The organism is Psychromonas sp. MB-3u-54 (assembly GCF_002836415.1).
In the GTDB taxonomy this organism is placed as follows: Bacteria; Pseudomonadota; Gammaproteobacteria; order Enterobacterales; family Psychromonadaceae; genus Psychromonas.
This window is the reverse complement of the sequence record NZ_PJBP01000167.1, coordinates 35600-50885: the sequence shown is the minus strand read 5'-3', so window position 1 is coordinate 50885 and position 15286 is coordinate 35600. Positions and strand designations below refer to the sequence as shown.

General features: G+C 40.7%; 18 protein-coding genes. 11 read left to right on the top strand and 7 right to left on the bottom strand.

The features are described from left to right. From CXF72_RS13060 to CXF72_RS13025, 7 genes are all read left to right on the top strand, one after another. On the top strand, positions 1 to 554 hold a 554-nt coding region (locus tag CXF72_RS13060), incomplete at its 5' end, for a hypothetical protein (protein ID WP_101039447.1). Then, entirely contained in the window at positions 532 to 1500 is a 969-nt protein-coding gene (gene coaA, locus CXF72_RS13055) for a type I pantothenate kinase (protein ID WP_101039446.1), read from the top strand. The genes CXF72_RS13060 and coaA, both read left to right, overlap by 23 nt. A 145-nt stretch (positions 1501 to 1645) precedes the next feature. Then, complete coding sequence (gene gmk, locus CXF72_RS13050; protein ID WP_101039445.1) at positions 1646 to 2269, top strand: guanylate kinase; 624 nt, start codon at positions 1646 to 1648, stop codon at positions 2267 to 2269. Between the two features lie 17 nt (positions 2270 to 2286). Next, positions 2287 to 2415, top strand: a complete 129-nt coding sequence (locus tag CXF72_RS20060; RefSeq protein WP_269801186.1) for a hypothetical protein — start codon at positions 2287 to 2289, stop codon at positions 2413 to 2415. Positions 2416 to 2432: 17 nt separating this feature from the next. Further along, entirely contained in the window at positions 2433 to 2561 is a 129-nt protein-coding gene (locus CXF72_RS20055) for a hypothetical protein (RefSeq protein WP_269801185.1), read from the top strand. Between the two features lie 420 nt (positions 2562 to 2981). Next, positions 2982 to 3257 carry a DNA-directed RNA polymerase subunit omega gene (gene rpoZ / locus CXF72_RS13030; protein ID WP_101039444.1) on the top strand — a complete coding sequence of 92 codons (276 nt, stop codon included), beginning with the start codon at positions 2982 to 2984 and terminating at the stop codon, positions 3255 to 3257. A 366-nt stretch (positions 3258 to 3623) separates the two neighbouring features. Next, positions 3624 to 4604 carry a calcium/sodium antiporter gene (locus tag CXF72_RS13025; RefSeq protein ID WP_101039443.1) on the top strand — a complete coding sequence of 327 codons (981 nt, stop codon included), beginning with the start codon at positions 3624 to 3626 and terminating at the stop codon, positions 4602 to 4604. Between the two features lie 135 nt (positions 4605 to 4739). On the opposite strand, the gene CXF72_RS13020 is transcribed toward CXF72_RS13025, so the two are convergent. Both CXF72_RS13020 and CXF72_RS13015 read right to left on the bottom strand, forming a co-directional pair. Then, positions 4740 to 5543 carry an NAD(P)H-binding protein gene (locus CXF72_RS13020; RefSeq protein WP_101039442.1) on the bottom strand — a complete coding sequence of 268 codons (804 nt, stop codon included), beginning with the start codon at positions 5541 to 5543 and terminating at the stop codon, positions 4740 to 4742. 194 nt (positions 5544 to 5737) lie between these two features. Beyond that, positions 5738 to 5857, bottom strand: coding sequence for a DUF1289 domain-containing protein (locus CXF72_RS13015; protein WP_232784982.1), 120 nt, complete (start codon positions 5855 to 5857; stop codon positions 5738 to 5740). Positions 5858 to 6018: 161 nt separating this feature from the next. Between CXF72_RS13015 and CXF72_RS13010 the strand changes: the two genes are divergently transcribed. Continuing rightward, positions 6019 to 6375, top strand: coding sequence for a glutathione S-transferase N-terminal domain-containing protein (locus tag CXF72_RS13010; protein ID WP_101039440.1), 357 nt, complete (start codon positions 6019 to 6021; stop codon positions 6373 to 6375). Between the two features lie 119 nt (positions 6376 to 6494). Here the strand turns inward: CXF72_RS13010 and CXF72_RS13005 are convergent, their stop codons facing one another. Both CXF72_RS13005 and CXF72_RS13000 read right to left on the bottom strand, forming a co-directional pair. Further along, complete coding sequence (locus CXF72_RS13005) at positions 6495 to 8198, bottom strand: FAD-dependent oxidoreductase (protein ID WP_101039439.1); 1704 nt, start codon at positions 8196 to 8198, stop codon at positions 6495 to 6497. A gap of 281 nt (positions 8199 to 8479) precedes the next feature. After that, positions 8480 to 8665 carry a YgaP family membrane protein gene (locus CXF72_RS13000; protein ID WP_101039438.1) on the bottom strand — a complete coding sequence of 62 codons (186 nt, stop codon included), beginning with the start codon at positions 8663 to 8665 and terminating at the stop codon, positions 8480 to 8482. A gap of 491 nt (positions 8666 to 9156) precedes the next feature. Between CXF72_RS13000 and CXF72_RS12995 the strand changes: the two genes are divergently transcribed. From CXF72_RS12995 to CXF72_RS12985, 3 genes are read left to right on the top strand one after another with little or no spacing between them, the layout of a single operon-like run. Continuing rightward, complete coding sequence (locus CXF72_RS12995; RefSeq protein ID WP_101039437.1) at positions 9157 to 9459, top strand: ArsR/SmtB family transcription factor; 303 nt, start codon at positions 9157 to 9159, stop codon at positions 9457 to 9459. A 31-nt stretch (positions 9460 to 9490) separates the two neighbouring features. Beyond that, a complete protein-coding gene (locus tag CXF72_RS12990; RefSeq protein ID WP_101039436.1) occupies positions 9491 to 9913 on the top strand; it encodes a YeeE/YedE family protein in 423 nt (140 codons plus the stop codon). Between the two features lie 2 nt (positions 9914 to 9915). After that, a complete protein-coding gene (locus CXF72_RS12985) occupies positions 9916 to 10413 on the top strand; it encodes a YeeE/YedE family protein (protein ID WP_101039435.1) in 498 nt (165 codons plus the stop codon). Positions 10414 to 10552: 139 nt separating this feature from the next. Here the strand turns inward: CXF72_RS12985 and CXF72_RS19870 are convergent, their stop codons facing one another. From CXF72_RS19870 to CXF72_RS12970, 3 genes are all read right to left on the bottom strand, one after another. After that, positions 10553 to 12880: a permease gene (locus CXF72_RS19870; protein WP_232784981.1), complete on the bottom strand. Its 2328-nt coding sequence runs from the start codon at positions 12878 to 12880 to the stop codon at positions 10553 to 10555. Positions 12881 to 13016: 136 nt separating this feature from the next. Continuing rightward, complete coding sequence (gene arsJ / locus CXF72_RS12975) at positions 13017 to 14243, bottom strand: organoarsenical effux MFS transporter ArsJ (RefSeq protein WP_101039434.1); 1227 nt, start codon at positions 14241 to 14243, stop codon at positions 13017 to 13019. A gap of 2 nt (positions 14244 to 14245) precedes the next feature. Beyond that, on the bottom strand, positions 14246 to 15250 hold the full coding sequence (locus CXF72_RS12970) for an ArsJ-associated glyceraldehyde-3-phosphate dehydrogenase (protein ID WP_101039433.1): 1005 nt from the start codon (positions 15248 to 15250) through the stop codon (positions 14246 to 14248). Positions 15251 to 15286: the final 36 nt, after the last annotated feature.

Genomic DNA, 15286 nt, shown 5'->3' with positions numbered 1-15286 from the left:
AAGGCGGTGGAAAACGCGCTTTAAGCGAAAAGATTGCTGAAGCACTAAGACTTGAGGGCGTTCGGGTTGCAGTCATCCATACCGATGACTGGGAAGCCGCTGAAAATGTTCGTTTTAACGTTATGAGCAGCCCGGAAGAATATTACTTGAACGCCTATCGCTTTGATGAAATGTTCGAGCAGCTAATTTTACCTTTAAAATTGTTCGGCAGTATCAAAACATCGGTCACGCTTGAAGATGTTTTGAATCCTCGCACGGTTGAATATAACTTTCAGAATGTTGATATCATCATTATTGAAGGTGTTTATCTGTTGCAGGAAGCTTATTTAGATCTTTATGATTATACCTGCTGGGTTGTAAGTGATTATGATGCCGCCTTTGCCCGTTTAGTAGGACAAAGCAATGTTGAACAATCACAACATGCATTGGTTAATCTCTTTGAACTATTAATAAAACCCGCCGAGCAATACCACATCAATACAGATAACCCGGAAGGTAACGCCAAATCAATTTACGTAGAGCAAGAATCTGGTGAAAATAAAAACCACAGCTGAAGAGGGTCAATATAACGCCCATGATGCCTATATACACTTTGAAAGACAAAAGTGGGCTGAATTGCGCGACAATGTTGAGTTAACCCTTTCCGAAGACGATCTAAGACAGTTACAAGGGATTAACGAATCGCTTTCTATTCAAGAAGTTATTGATATTTACCTGCCACTGTCCCGTCTGCTTAATTTATATGTCAAAACGCAGCAGCGTCGCCATACCGTACGCGATAAATTTTTAAACTCAAAGAATGATAACGTACCCTATATTATTGGTATTGCGGGCAGTGTTGCCGTGGGTAAAAGTACCACAGCCCGTATCCTGCAGGCTATTTTATCGCACTGGCCTGAGCACCCCAGAGTTGCCCTAGTGACAACCGATGGTTTTTTACGGCCTAATCGCGAGCTGGTTGCACGCAATATAATGCACAAAAAGGGATTTCCAGAGAGTTTTGATACCAAAGCCTTAATTGATTTTGTTGCCGCAATAAAATCCGGTAAAGAGTTGATCTCGGCCCCCATATATTCACATCTGACTTACGATATATTGCCCGATAAAAAGTTACACCTTGAAAAACCCGATATTGTTATATTAGAAGGTTTAAATGTATTACAAAGTGCAAGCAATTATCCGGATCATCCGCAGCGTACTTTTGTCTCTGATTTTGTGGATTTTTCTATTTTCGTCGATGCAGACACTGAACTCTTAAAAAAATGGTATGTACAACGCTTTCTAAAGTTCCGCAAAGGTGCATTTACTGATCCTAAAGCCTACTTCCACAGTTATTCGCAAATGGAAGAAACCCAAGCAATTGATATTTCTGAAAAGATATGGGATGAAATCAATGGGATTAATTTGGAAGAAAATATTCGTCCAACCCGTGATAGGGCAAACCTGATCCTGACTAAGGCGACTGATCATCAGGTGGACAGCGTTCATCTGCGTAAATAAAAAAGCCTTCTAAAAATTAAAAAGTCGATTCAACAGACTTCACTTTAAAAATAAGGGATAATTCGCGACTCGCAAAAATCGCCACCCACTTTGAACCAAAAAAGGGGTGATTAGTTCCAATTCATATTTTCAGGAATGGTTGTTTATGTCCCAAGTCGGTACTCTGTATATTGTATCTGCCCCAAGCGGAGCAGGAAAATCTAGTCTTATTAATGCATTTTTATCTGAAAAAAGAGATTGGCAGGCGCAAGTTTCTATTTCTCACACAACACGACCAGCGCGTGCCGGTGAAGTAGAAGGTGAACATTATTATTTTGTCAGTACAGACACTTTTAAAAAGCTGATTGCTGAAAATGCTTTTTTTGAATGGGCGGAAGTATTTGGCAACTATTACGGCACCTCACGGTTAGCGATAGAAGAGGCCTTGGCTAAAGGAATTGATGTGCTTCTGGACATTGACTGGCAAGGTGCGCGACAGGTTAGAAAAATGATGCCCGATGCTAAGGGTATCTTTATTCTTCCTCCCAGCCGGAAAGAGTTAGAAGCGCGCTTAAATAAGCGCGGACAAGACAGTAAAGAAATCATAACCAAGCGCATGGACCAGGCACAAGCTGAAATGTCACACTATGATGAATATGATTATTTAATCATTAATGATGACTTTAACAGCGCCAGTAAAGAGTTAGCCGCGATTATGACAGCACGGCGAAATGAACAAGCCAAGCAGGCGATTAAACACCAAATAACCATTAAAGAATTGTTAGCTTAATAATCCTAGCACCAAGTTTGTGGATCATTAATGATGATTCTAACAGCGCAACGGAAGAGTTATCGGCAATTGTTAAAGCACGGCGAAATGAACAAGCCAAGCAGGCGATTAAACACTACATAACCATTAAAGAATTGTTAGCTTAATAATCCTAGCACCAAGTTTGTGGATCATTAATGATGATTCTAACAGCGCAACGGAAGAGTTATCGGCAATTGTTAAAGCACGGCGAAATGAACAAGCCAAGCAGGCGATTAAACACCACATAACCATTAAAGAATTGTTAGCTTAATAATCCTAGCACCAAGTTTGTGGATCATTAATGATGATTTTAACAGCGCAACGGAAGAGTTATCGGCGATCATAACAGCACGGCGAAATGAACAAGCCAAGCAGGCGATTAAACACCACATAACCATTAAAGAATTGTTAGCTTAATAATCCTAGCACCAAGTTTGTGGATCATTAATGATGATTCTAACAGCGCAACGGAAGAGTTATCGGCGATTGTTAAAGCGCAGCGAAATGAACAAGCCAAGAGGCGATCATAAAAGTACGGCGAAATGAACAAGCCAAGCAGGCGATTAAATACCAAACAACCATTCAAGAATTGTTAGCTTAATAATCCTAGCACGAAGTTTGTGGATAAATTGTAATTTTGAACGTATAATTAGCGCCCGTTTTTGGGTAATTAAATTTTTGGAGTTCAGCAATGGCACGTGTAACCGTTGAAGATGCAGTAAATGTAGTTGGTAATCGCTTTGATCTTATCTTAATGGCATCTCGTCGAGCTCGCCAGCTTGCAACTCAAGGTAAAACACCTTTAGTCGATCCGGAAAATGATAAACCTACGGTTATCGCTTTACGTGAAATTGAAGAAAATCTAATCACAAATGAATTGATGGATGTTCAAGATCGTCAAGAAAAGCATGAGAAACAAACAGCTGAACTTGCCGCTGTTGCCGCTATTGCTGAAGGTCGTGGTTAGTAACTAACCCCTTTAATAGTTCTAAAAAAACGCTGAATATGAAAATATTCAGCGTTTTTTTTTATCTAAAAGCAACCAGTCTGAGATTGTGTTCGGTGTTTGCAAGTGCGACTTACAGCAAAACACATGAAATAATCATCTGCACTAAAATATATAAAAACCATTTTAATTCAATTTGTTAAGTGATTTAGCCTATTTTTAAAAGTGATTTATTATTTATTCTGCTACAAGCAGCATAAATAAAGAGCAATCAGTGAATTTGCTATTAACAAAATCTCTGATAAGCGTTCTGGGATTGCAAACAGCAATTTTAGCGTTAAAATTTAACTAATAACCTTTTTTAAATAAAAATGGAGTTTACCTGTTGTGATAACATTATTACTGCCCGCCCTTGCCATTATTATTGGCTTTGCTTTGCTCATCTGGAGTGCTGATAAATTCGTTTTAGGTGCCTCAAATACTGCGCGTAGTTTTTCAATATCACCACTTATCGTCGGCGTCGTTATTGTCGGTTTAGGAACCTCCGCCCCGGAGATGTTAGTTTCTGCAATAGCGGCTGCTCAGGGTAATACAGGTCTTTCGATCGGTAATGCAATCGGATCAAACATTACCAATATTGGTTTAATGTTAGGGGTGACCGCTATTTTCTATCCGCTACATATTCATTCAAAACTGCTTAAACGGGAAATGCCGTTATTATTGGCATTGATAATATTCAGTTTATTTTTGCTTTGGGATCAAAAGCTTGGATTTTTAGATGGCCTGATCCTATTAACTATGATGGCTGCCATGCTGGTGTTTACCGTATGGGAAGCAAAAAGTCATAACACCGATAGCCTGCCGCAGGAGATACTTGATGAATTGCCCGAAGAAGTAAGTAAAGGGGAAGCATTAAAATGGTTAGTGATTGGGATTGTGCTGTTGATTGCTTCTTCTCGTCTTCTCGTTTGGGGGGCTGTTGATGTCGCGCAGTATTTTGGGGTCAGCGATTTAATTATTGGTCTGACTATTGTGGCGATTGGTACGAGTTTACCGGAGCTGGCGGCCACCGTAGCAGCAGCGCGTAAAAAAGAGTTTGATTTAGCTGTCGGTAATATTATCGGCTCCAATATCTTTAATATCTTAGGCGTAATGGCGTTACCCGGATTAATTCATCCCGACAACTTTGACAGCGAAGTCTTAACCCGGGATTATCCGGTGATGATAGCTTTAACCGTTTTGTTAATGCTTTTTTCAATCTCATTGCGAAAAGGTAAAAGCGCTGTTTTAGGGCGTATTAATGGGGTCATCTTATTAGCTGCTTATATTGCTTACATGGGCTGGTTATTTGTTGATATGAGCGCATAGTAATAGCAAAAGAAATAATTCATTGTAAAACAGGCACAAATTATTCAACTGTTTATTTCAATTGGCATTCCCACCTTTTAATTTGGACCATAATGACAGCTAGATGAAGTACAGCATTATTGGAAAACTCAGCTCCTAAACTGTTAGATCGTAATCTTTGAGCGGATTCAGCTGCAGAAGATCACCGTGCGTGAATTGATAATTTAGCCGCTTTTTAAGCTTTTCATTACTTATTATTTTATTAGATTGCAGATGATCTTCACTCAGGTTCGGTTTATTAAAACCCAAGGCTAAGGCGTTAAGCGTATAAAATTGCGCTTTACTCGGATGCGTATCCGCACAGGCATTAAGCAATTCAGGAAAAATATGGCGCTTAATAATAATGCCAATAATTGCCAGACAATCTGTTATATGGATCAGGTTCACCCCTGCATCGGCAAATTTAATCGCTTTTCCCGAAGCAAAAAATCGCCCCGGATGACGCTTGCCGCCAATTAAACCTGAAAAGCGAATAATAGTCGTTTTAAAATGTTTATTCTGACTAAACAGCTGCTCGATAATTAACCAAGGATGTGAGTTCATATCAAGCTGCTGAGATTCCTGACACAATCCATTTTTCGACGGGTAAACCGATGTCGAACTGACCAGTAAAATCTCTTTAACCGATGAAATTTCAATTTCTTTAAGCAGGTTTTTAAACCCGGTGACATTTTTACTAGTGATATTAATGATTAAGGTGTTTGACTGTAAAAATGGCTGAATATTGTCGGTGATATTTTCAATATCAATGACAAAGGGCTGTAATCCGGCAGAAGATAATTGTGTCAATTTATCCTCCGTGCGTGTTGAAATATTAACTGCGTCAAAGTCTGACTGTAACCGTTTGGCCAAAGGTAAACCTAACCAACCACTGCCCAATATACTGATGCTCTTCTGCATGTCTATTCTCCTCAATTTGGTGTGTAAAACGGGGCTAATCGGTATAATAAAGAAACGCGGGAATGCTTATATTCTACGGCGGTTTTTATCACCTCAACAACAATACTCCAACCCCGCATAAGTAAAAATTTAACCATAAGATCTAGCAACCAAGTAAGTACTTACAAACTTTAATGTATTTTCTGTCAGTCAGGTTAATAAATTCTGACGGACCCTTTTTGCCGTGCTCGACTATCCGCTAAGATTTTTATTTTTTGTGTATCTGTCGCCTTTCCCCACTGCAATATTTCGTCGATATGACGAAAGCACCCCATGCAAATTTTGTCACCATCCAATGTACAAGAGCCAATACAGGGTGAATTAAGGTTATTCATTATTGTTCATCTCATCAATTTAGAAAGTTAATTATGATGATAACAACTCTTCAGTTAAACTCCCTGTTTATTAATAAAATCAGAACAAAAAGAGGTGTTAAATGTTTATTATTCGCTGGCTTTTAGGCCGCATTATTTTATTGCTTAACTTTATCTTTACTCCTAAAAAACTGAAACGAGAAACCCAGGAGCAAGCTAAAGTAGATGCGCAAACACAAAACATGCAACTTTATCAATATCAAGCTTGCCCATTTTGTGTAAAGGTACGCCGGGAAATACGTCGTCAGGGGTTAAATATTAATACTGTCGATGCCAAACAAGCGGAAAATAAAGAAGTTTTGGAAAATCAAGGCGGAAAAATAAAAGTGCCCTGTTTACGTATTGAGGAAAATAATAAGGTGGTTTGGTTATACGAGTCATCGGCTATTATTGAGCATTTAAATACCCGCTTCGCTTAGGCGAACATGGCTAGCGGTAATTTACCCTTAGCCATAATAAGCATTAATATTGAAGACCCAAACGACTTGATGATACAGATTTCTGCATCTTCAAGTGATTTGGGTATATCTAGGGTTAATTATATTTTAGCAAAACTATAGGTACGATAACCACCGAGCAGATTACGAGCCTTATAACCCCGGTTAGCAAGTTGGCGGTAAGCAACATGGCCTCGTACCCCGACAGCACAAAAAACGATTATTTCTTTATTCTTCGGAAGTTCGCCCATACGTTGGCGCAGTTCATCCACCGGGATATTGATAGCACCTTCTAAGGTACCAAATTTCTCGATTTCCCCTGCGGTTCGAACATCAAGGAGTAATTGATGTTCGTCAAGCCTATCTATTTCATCAAAATGTATCGCTTTCAAATCACCATTTTCAATATTATTGGCAACAAAAGCTGCCTGATTAATGACATCCTTAGCGCTGCCAAAGGGTGGAGCATAACTCAATTCAAGATGCTGCAGTTGATCAATAGTCATACCGGCACGCTGTGCAACTGCCATAATATCGATACGTTTATCGACACCATCTTTACCCGCTGCCTGAGCACCAAGAATTTTCTTGCTGTCTGGACAATAAAGCATTTTAAATGAAACAATTTCAGCACCCGGGTAGTAACTCGCATGGCTTGCGGTATGGACATAAACTTTCTTGTATGCAATACCTTCACGTTTCAGTGTTTTCTCATTCTTGCCCGTAGAGGCAACCGCTAAATCAAAGATCTTACAAATTGCAGTACCCTGAGTACCCTGGTAAGTGACTTCACGGCCAAATATATTATCTGCTGCCATACGCCCCTGGCGGTTAGCAGGACCTGCCAATGGAACGATAGTCGATTTACCCGTAACAAAATCAGCTTCTTCAACGGCATCACCTACCGCATAAATTGAAGGGTCACTGCTTTGCATGCTAGGTGTCGTCCAGATACCACCAAGCTCACCAATCTTAAGACCCGCCTGTTGAGCAAGCTTAATGTCAGGACGCACACCAATTGCCATCACCAGAATGTCTGTTTTGATCCTTTCACCATCACTCAAAGTAAGGTTCAGCTGACCTTGCAGGTGTGAGTGCAGCCCAGACTCGCCACTTTCCAAGTTAGGCAGATGTGATTCTGTAACGTATTCTGCCGCTTCAAGTGCAACCCCTAAGCGCAGATCAATACCTTTACTCAGAATCTCCGCATGCGCAAAGCCTGCCATTTCGCGATCGACCGAGGTCATGACCTGATCAGCGAATTCGACAAGTGTGGTTTTAATGCCCCGTTGATGGAATGCCTCCATCACTTCCAAGCCGATAAAACCACCACCAACAACAGTGGCATGTTCAGGGCGATTCATCCTAATGGTATTAAGAATTTTATCCATATCAGGAATATTACGCAGAGAATGGGTAATAGGATTATCTATACCCGGAATGGGAGGCACAATTGTTCCTGCGCCCGGACTTAAGACTAAAAAATCGTAACGCTCAGTGTATTCTGAACTGTCGCGTAGATTATGGACGGTGACCAATTTTTTTTCTTTATTGATGCTAAGCACTTCGCTCATGATTCGAACATCAACATTAAAACGCGCCAGAAAGCTTTGCGGTGTCTGCAGCAGTAAGTTACTTCTTTCCGTGATCTCACCACCAATGTGGTACGGTAATCCGCAATTAGCGAAGGAAATAAATTCCCCGCGTTCAAACATTATAATTTCAGCGTCTTCGCTGAGGCGTCTGGCACGAGCAGCAGCAGAAGCCCCCCCAGCAACACCACCGACTATTACAATTTTTGTCATTATTCACTCCATCAATTTGAAAAATAGGTAATAAAAGAGTGGTCTGTGATTTTTTATCTAGGGTCAGGTCAAAAGGATTATTTCTGCATGCTGATCCAAACGCTGCCGATTTGTAATCGGTAACAGGCCAACAACCGATACTTTATTAGACATTCAATACGCCAACACTTTTAATTTTTACATTTTTCTACAGACGATAAAAATTAACCGAGTGTTCTTTTACTCAGGTATAGATTCGTTTTTTGCCAAGTTAGTCCGATTGCCAGGACTAACTAATTAATTTATTTACAACCGCATTTCTTTAAGAAAAAAGCAGCCGGACAGATTCCTGTAAAAGCACTCTGCAACAAATTTATTCCCACAAATACGGTTAGCCATATAAAACCGGGATGAACAAATTGTGTTAATAGAACAGAAAGTAAAATCATGGAACCCGCTATTACTCTAACGCCATTGTCAATTGTCATGTTGTGCTCCTTATAATAGGTTAAAGCCTGATCTACCCATGTTACTTCAAAATGCTTTGTCAGGCGCAAGATCTTCGATCAGAGCAAGACGCAACATGACCTTTCGAGCGATTAACTGCGTTAATCCTCTAGCGGTAGATGTAAATGGTTATTCCCTTTTCGATTGGTGCAACGCAGCGCTGGTTTTCGACCTTGCGCCCCGTAGGGCAAGGTAAATTGTGCCAATCTGCGTTGTTATAAAATCTCTCTGTAGAATAACTAACCTTCAATTTTATGCCGAGCATCTCAGCACAATTTGCCTTGCTGACTTTGCATCTTAAAGTATCATGGGTATATATAGTTTAGTTAGGCTCGCAGCTAAAAGTAAATAAACCGATGGGATTATTGTAACCAATTTAATTAGTAAAAGCTAATATACATAAGTCTCATTTACCTGTTGATTAAAAAAGCTGCCGAGGTAAAATACTTTGACATACATTAAGGAATTTAAAATGAGTCAATTAGCCGAAATACATGAGAAAGCCGGTGAAGTAAGTAAGTTATTAAAAATAATAGCTCATGCGGATCGAATGGTGGTGTTATGTTTATTATCCGATGGTGAAATGGGCGTATCAGAATTACGTGAGCATACAAAATTAAGTCAATCGGCATTTTCTCAACATCTTGGTGTATTAAGAAAAAACCACCTTGTTAAGGTAAGAAAAGAGTCACAACAAGTCTATTATTCTATTGCCGATCCGCGTGTAGGTTTACTGCTTAGTGCCTTACAACAAGCTTTTTGCCCCCCTGAGTAAATAATTAGTTTTAACGCTGTTGGAGTCCATTATGGAAAACTTTATCCCCTGGTCAGCATTAGCCGGGGGCGCATTAATTGGCCTTTCTGCTGCCCTGTTGATGTTGTTTAGCGGAAAAATCGCCGGAATAAGCTCAATCATTGGTGGTTTATTAAATCCCCAGAAACATGAATCGAGCTGGCGAGCCGCTTTTTTAACGGGCATGATAGCCAGCTTTTTAATTGTGGCACCTTTTGGTTTTGAGCTACCCGATACCGGTGGTGAATCTATTATTGTCGTTTCTCTGGCCGGCTTATTGGTTGGTTTTGGTACGCGCTTAGGTAATGGTTGTACCAGCGGGCATGGTATTATCGGCTTGGGGCGCTTTTCCAAACGTTCAATTTTTGCCACTATTGCCTTTATGGGTTCCGCTTTTATGGTGGTTTTTATCCGTAATCAATTGGGGGGACTTTAGCAATGTCGAAGTCAAAAATAATTTGTATGAGTGTCAGTCTGGTTGCGGGTCTGCTGTTTGGCATGGGGATGATTATCTCCGATATGGTTAATCCGACCAAAGTAATCGGGTTTTTGAATATTACCGGTAATTGGGATCCCAGCCTTGCCTTTGTAATGGGCGGCGCATTGGCTGTATTCACACCCATTTATCACTTTGTTATTAAAAAACGTGCTCGTGCGGTTAATGGTGATAAATTGAGTTGGGCCAGCAATACTAAGATTGATGGTACCTTAATTTCCGGATCGCTTATTTTCGGCGCAGGATGGGGGTTAGCAGGTTTTTGTCCCGGTCCCGCCATCACCAGCATTGCCGGCGGCAGTAATATTATTTTAGCTTTTATTCTGAGTATGATTGTCGGCATAATATTAGCCAAACAGTACCAACAAGGCCGCTTACCCTTACCTTTTGTTGGTTACCGGAAAAATATCTGCGCAATTTATACCAAAATAAATAACTAAACGATCAGACGACAAAAAATAAAAACTATTGATTTAAATGGAGATCAACACTTTTTAATTCCAATCCTAATTTATTTTGGTATTAGTCACTTATCAAAGCAAAATGATATGCCTGCCCGGTTTTTGGACAGGCAACCTGTTAATGATGGTGATGCTCTTTCAACAAGCCCTTAGGCACTAGTTCAGCAATAAAAAGACGCGCACCACGGCGCAATAATGAAGCGAGATAGAGTACTAAAATAATCACTAAACTGCCGTATTGCCACCAGCTGTAATCACCTTGATATTGTTTTAACCAGGGTAAAGAGACAACATCAATATATTGATTAACCCCCAAACCTATCAAAAAAGCCCCAACTAAGGTTAACATCGCCAAACTCAGCGCCGCAAAAAAACCCTGCTGCAGTTTCACTTGTTTGAGTAATTCCAGGCTAATCGTTGGTGCAATTAATAAAAATGCCATGGCGGCACCGGGTGATAAACCGGAAAGTAATAGGATTGCAATAACAGGCGTAATACCGGTAGCACAAAGTGCAAAGGGGAATGCAACGACTATCATCACTAAAATTTGTAACCATAAAGCTTGATCAAAAAATGTCCATGCAGACGCAGCTGAGAGTGTTGCGGCCAATGCCCAGCCCAATAAAACCCAAGGTGCAGTATGATCTAACTGGTGCTGATAACCATCTTTAATCGCATCAATAAAACGCGATCTGGCCGCCCCGCATTGAGGAGTGGCTGCAGCGACTGGCGATTTAACTGTTTTAAAATGACGTCCTATTAGCCATGCAATCAACAATGCAAAAAGGGCTGCTAAAACAACACGTAGAATAAGAATTTGAGTACCCAGCAGGGGTAATGAAATAAGTAAGGCGTCAAAACCAATAATCGGGGCCGCAATTAAAAATGCGGTCGCAAATGTTTGGTTCGCCCCCAGACCTAATAATTGTTGATGCATTTTACTCGCACTCGGCGAACAAATAGGTAAAGGCAAACCATAAATCAGTCCTTTAAGTGCATCTTTAAAAAAGAACGGACTTTCCTGTGTTGGAATAGTTAAAGATAATCCAGGTTTAAAATAATGCATCAGCGCACTTAAAAAGTAAGCAATTAATAACATCGGTGCGCTATATAAAGCAATATTGAAAAAGTTGAACAGGGTTAATGCGGTATTAAATTGATTATCTTGCTGATGCTCAGCAAGCTCATGATCATTCGCTTGATCCGCAGCATGATTGTCCATAGCCGCAATATCATGTTCATCATGGTTATGTATCTCATCCACGCCATGATTATCCATTACCGCAAGATCATCTGCCTTATGCATTCCATCTGCGCCATGATTGTCCATTGTTACAGAATCATTTTCATCATGGTTATGTATCTCATCCGCGTCATGATTATCCATTACCGCAAGATCATCTGCCTGATGCATTCCATCCGCGCCATGATTATCCATTACCGCAAGCTCATCCGCCTGATGCATTCCATCCGCGCCATGATTATCCATTACCGCAAGCTCATCTGCCTGATGCATTCCATCCGCGCCATGATTATCCATTACCGCAAGTTCATCTGCCTGATGCATTCCATCCGCAGCATGGTTGTCCATTGTTACAGAATCATTGCCATCATGCTCATGCATTATCTGCTTGTGCGAATCAACGGAGTCATCCTGTTGATGGTCTTTTTCTTGATAAGTAGTAAGCACGTCCTCATTTTGAAGCGCACTTGAATGCTCATGGGCGGTATAACCCAACCAGTGCGGCAGCAATACAAAAGCCAGTGCTATTAACCCGGCAATACTGCCTATACCAGCTGAGTATTTATTTTCCTGTAACGTTTTTTTATGCTGATGTTGCGCGCCATGCCCATGTAAATAAGGACGGTGCAAAACAACATGCATTATCGACCCCATCACAAAGGCCTGTAACCATGACATCCATTGGCCATCAAGCTGGGCCAAAGAATACTCGCCGAAAAACGCACCCATTAAGGTCGCAGCAGACATGCCGCATAAAATAACCGAGGGTAATACCCGCCCGTATTGAGGACGTAATAACCACCAGATGGTGATGCCAACAGGAAAGCGATGCAGTAAAACACCAATGGCAAGTAACCATCCGGTACGATCGTTTTGCCCTGCCAGCAAAATAGAACCGTCAAGACTTGCATGCAGTACTAAACCCAGAATACTTAGAAAGAGTGTCGTTTGATGAGCCTGGTGTGCCGCTTTATGAAAATATTTTTCGATCCAACCGGGGGCTAATAAACCACTAATCATCAGTACTAAAACAAATAAACCACCGCTGTGTAATAGCTCAGGCAAAATATGAAAGAGCACCAGTCCAGAAATGGTGACAAAAATAAAGGCATCAAGCAAATCCAGCCAACCAGGCTGGCGCTGTAATAATCGGTAGGTAAGTGGCCCTAGAAATAAGGCTAGAATGCTTAAAAACAACAACATGAAAAATCTCGAATAATTAAATAAAGTCTATTTTGTTATATTATAACACTTAATAAACAAAGTCTATTTAAGTGTTATAATATAACACTTAAATAAAACAGACTATTTTTATTGCTGATTATATATCTTGCACTTTTTATGCAATTGCCGGTTCTGTTTTTGGCAATGCCAGTGAAAAACAACCGGCGATGACGATAAATACGCTGGAAACGACTAAGCAGGCAGTTAATCCAAAACTGACAAATACCCAACCTGAAAGCAGAGTACCGATTAAACGTCCCATCGCATTAGCCATATAATAAAAGCCGATATCTAAAGAAACACCTTCGCGCTGCGCATAACTGACAATCAAATAACTGTGTAAAGAGGAGTTTATCGCAAATAGCGCTCCAAAAATGAATAAACCCAGAATAAACAATACCGGTAAAAACAGCTCAAATTGTAATGAGGCGATCACCAGTAATGGGGTTAGGGATAAGGCAAAAGCCCAGCCGGCTGCACTTTTCCCGTCGGGTAATCTGCCCGTTTTTTTACCGGTAAAATAGGGTGCAATAGACTGAGTTAAACCATAAAAAATGACCCAAAGTGCAATCATTCCACCGACACTCCAGTAATTCCAACCAAAGGTTTGGCTTAGGTAAACCGGCAAAGCAACCACAAACCAAACGTCCCGTGAAGCAAACAAAAATAATCTAGAGGCAGATAAAATATTTATCTGCCTGCTTTTTGAGAATATTTCGGTAAATTTTACTTTTTGGCTCGCTTTACCAAGATCTTGTTTTAATAAAATTAAACTGCTGCACCAGACGGCAAACAAAAATATGGCCATCAGTAAAACGGCAGATTGGAAACTGGTGACAGATAAAAGTACCCCCCCTAAAAAGAAACCAACTCCCTTCAGGGTGTTTTTAGAGCCGGTTAAAATAGCGACCCATTTATATAATATGCCCTGCTGCTCATCCTTAACAAACAATTTAATAGCACTTTTTGCGCTCATCTTATTAAGATCTTTGGCAATACCCGATAGCGCCTGGGCAAACATCACCCAGGGAATGATTAACCACTCATTGGGCACGGCTAACATAAGCAGGGCAATGACCTGCATTAGCAAACCGATATTCATGGTGCGATTTAATCCTAACCGTGTTCCTAGCCAGCCTCCCACTAAATTAGTAACAACGCCGAATATCTCATAAAAGAGAAATAAGAAAGCCACCTGCAGCGCATCGTAACCAAGTTGATGGAAGTACAAAACAACCAGCATCCGTAAGGCACCATCGGTGAGGGTAAATGCCCAGTAATTAGCGGTAACCACCAGATACTGGCGCAAGTCCGCGGATAGTTTATTAAATCGCGTGTTCATGATTATTTTACCGTTCCCACTAGGCGTACTAGTTCGGCGGTGCGGTTAACATAACCCCATTCATTGTCATACCAGACGTACAATTTAAGTTGTGTTCCATTAACCACCATGGTTGATAACGCATCAATCACACTCGAGCGTGGATCAGTTTTATAATCAACGGAAACCAATGGACGACTTTCATAACCCAGCACGCCTTTTAATTCACCGTTAGCCGCATTCTCTAATGCCTGATTAACCTGTTCAACGGTAACACTTTTGTTTAACTCAAAAACACAGTCCGTCAGCGATGCATTGGCTAAGGGGACACGGACAGCATGGCCATTTAAGCGCCCTTTTAATTCCGGAAATATTTCAGTAATAGCGGTTGCCGAACCGGTTGTCGTAGGAATTAAACTGCTACCGCAAGCACGGGCCCGACGCAGATCCTTATGCGGCGCATCCAAAATAGTTTGGGTATTAGTAAGATCATGAATAGTGGTCATAGAGCCATGTTTAATACCAAATTGTTCCTGAATCACCTTAATAACCGGTCCAAGACAATTTGTAGTACATGAGGCCGCCGTGACTATTTGATGCGAATCATAATCAAAAAGGTGATCATTTACGCCCATCACAACGTTCAATACGCCTTCTTCTTTAACGGGCGCGGTCACCACAACACGTTTCACCCCCTGATCTAAATAAGCCTGCAGTAAGGATTTTTTACGCATAACACCGGATGCTTCAATAACCACATCACAGTTCGACCAATCTGTTGCACCTATCTCTTTGTTTTGAGTGACCTTGATGGTTTTACCATCACAAATAATAGTATCCTTCACAGCTTCAGCTTGAGATTCGAAGCGACCATGAATAGAATCGAAATTAAGTAAATGCGCCAAGGTTTTTGCATCACCGGCAGGATCGTTAATTTGTACAAATTCAAAATCAGGCCATTCCCAAGAGGCACGTAAAGCTAAACGTCCCATACGGCCAAAACCATTAATCCCAATCTTAATTGTCATATTTCATATCCTTAATTTGTTATCAGTAATCAGCTA

Excerpts from the sequence above, each read along its gene's own strand:
- CXF72_RS13010 (WP_101039440.1), top strand. The coding sequence starts at position 6,019 with ATGTTTATTATTCGCTGGCTTTTAGGCCGCATTATTTTATTGCTTAAC.
- CXF72_RS19870 (WP_232784981.1), bottom strand. The coding sequence starts at position 12,880 with ATGTTGTTGTTTTTAAGCATTCTAGCCTTATTTCTAGGGCCACTTACC.
- CXF72_RS12995 (WP_101039437.1), top strand. The coding sequence starts at position 9,157 with ATGAGTCAATTAGCCGAAATACATGAGAAAGCCGGTGAAGTAAGTAAG.
- gmk (WP_101039445.1), top strand. The coding sequence starts at position 1,646 with ATGTCCCAAGTCGGTACTCTGTATATTGTATCTGCCCCAAGCGGAGCA.
- CXF72_RS13000 (WP_101039438.1), bottom strand. The coding sequence starts at position 8,665 with ATGACAATTGACAATGGCGTTAGAGTAATAGCGGGTTCCATGATTTTA.
- CXF72_RS12990 (WP_101039436.1), top strand. The coding sequence starts at position 9,491 with ATGGAAAACTTTATCCCCTGGTCAGCATTAGCCGGGGGCGCATTAATT.
- CXF72_RS13015 (WP_232784982.1), bottom strand. The coding sequence starts at position 5,857 with ATGGGGTGCTTTCGTCATATCGACGAAATATTGCAGTGGGGAAAGGCG.
- rpoZ (WP_101039444.1), top strand. The coding sequence starts at position 2,982 with ATGGCACGTGTAACCGTTGAAGATGCAGTAAATGTAGTTGGTAATCGC.
- arsJ (WP_101039434.1), bottom strand. The coding sequence starts at position 14,243 with ATGAACACGCGATTTAATAAACTATCCGCGGACTTGCGCCAGTATCTG.
- CXF72_RS12970 (WP_101039433.1), bottom strand. The coding sequence starts at position 15,250 with ATGACAATTAAGATTGGGATTAATGGTTTTGGCCGTATGGGACGTTTA.
- CXF72_RS12985 (WP_101039435.1), top strand. The coding sequence starts at position 9,916 with ATGTCGAAGTCAAAAATAATTTGTATGAGTGTCAGTCTGGTTGCGGGT.
- CXF72_RS13020 (WP_101039442.1), bottom strand. The coding sequence starts at position 5,543 with ATGCAGAAGAGCATCAGTATATTGGGCAGTGGTTGGTTAGGTTTACCT.
- CXF72_RS13005 (WP_101039439.1), bottom strand. The coding sequence starts at position 8,198 with ATGACAAAAATTGTAATAGTCGGTGGTGTTGCTGGGGGGGCTTCTGCT.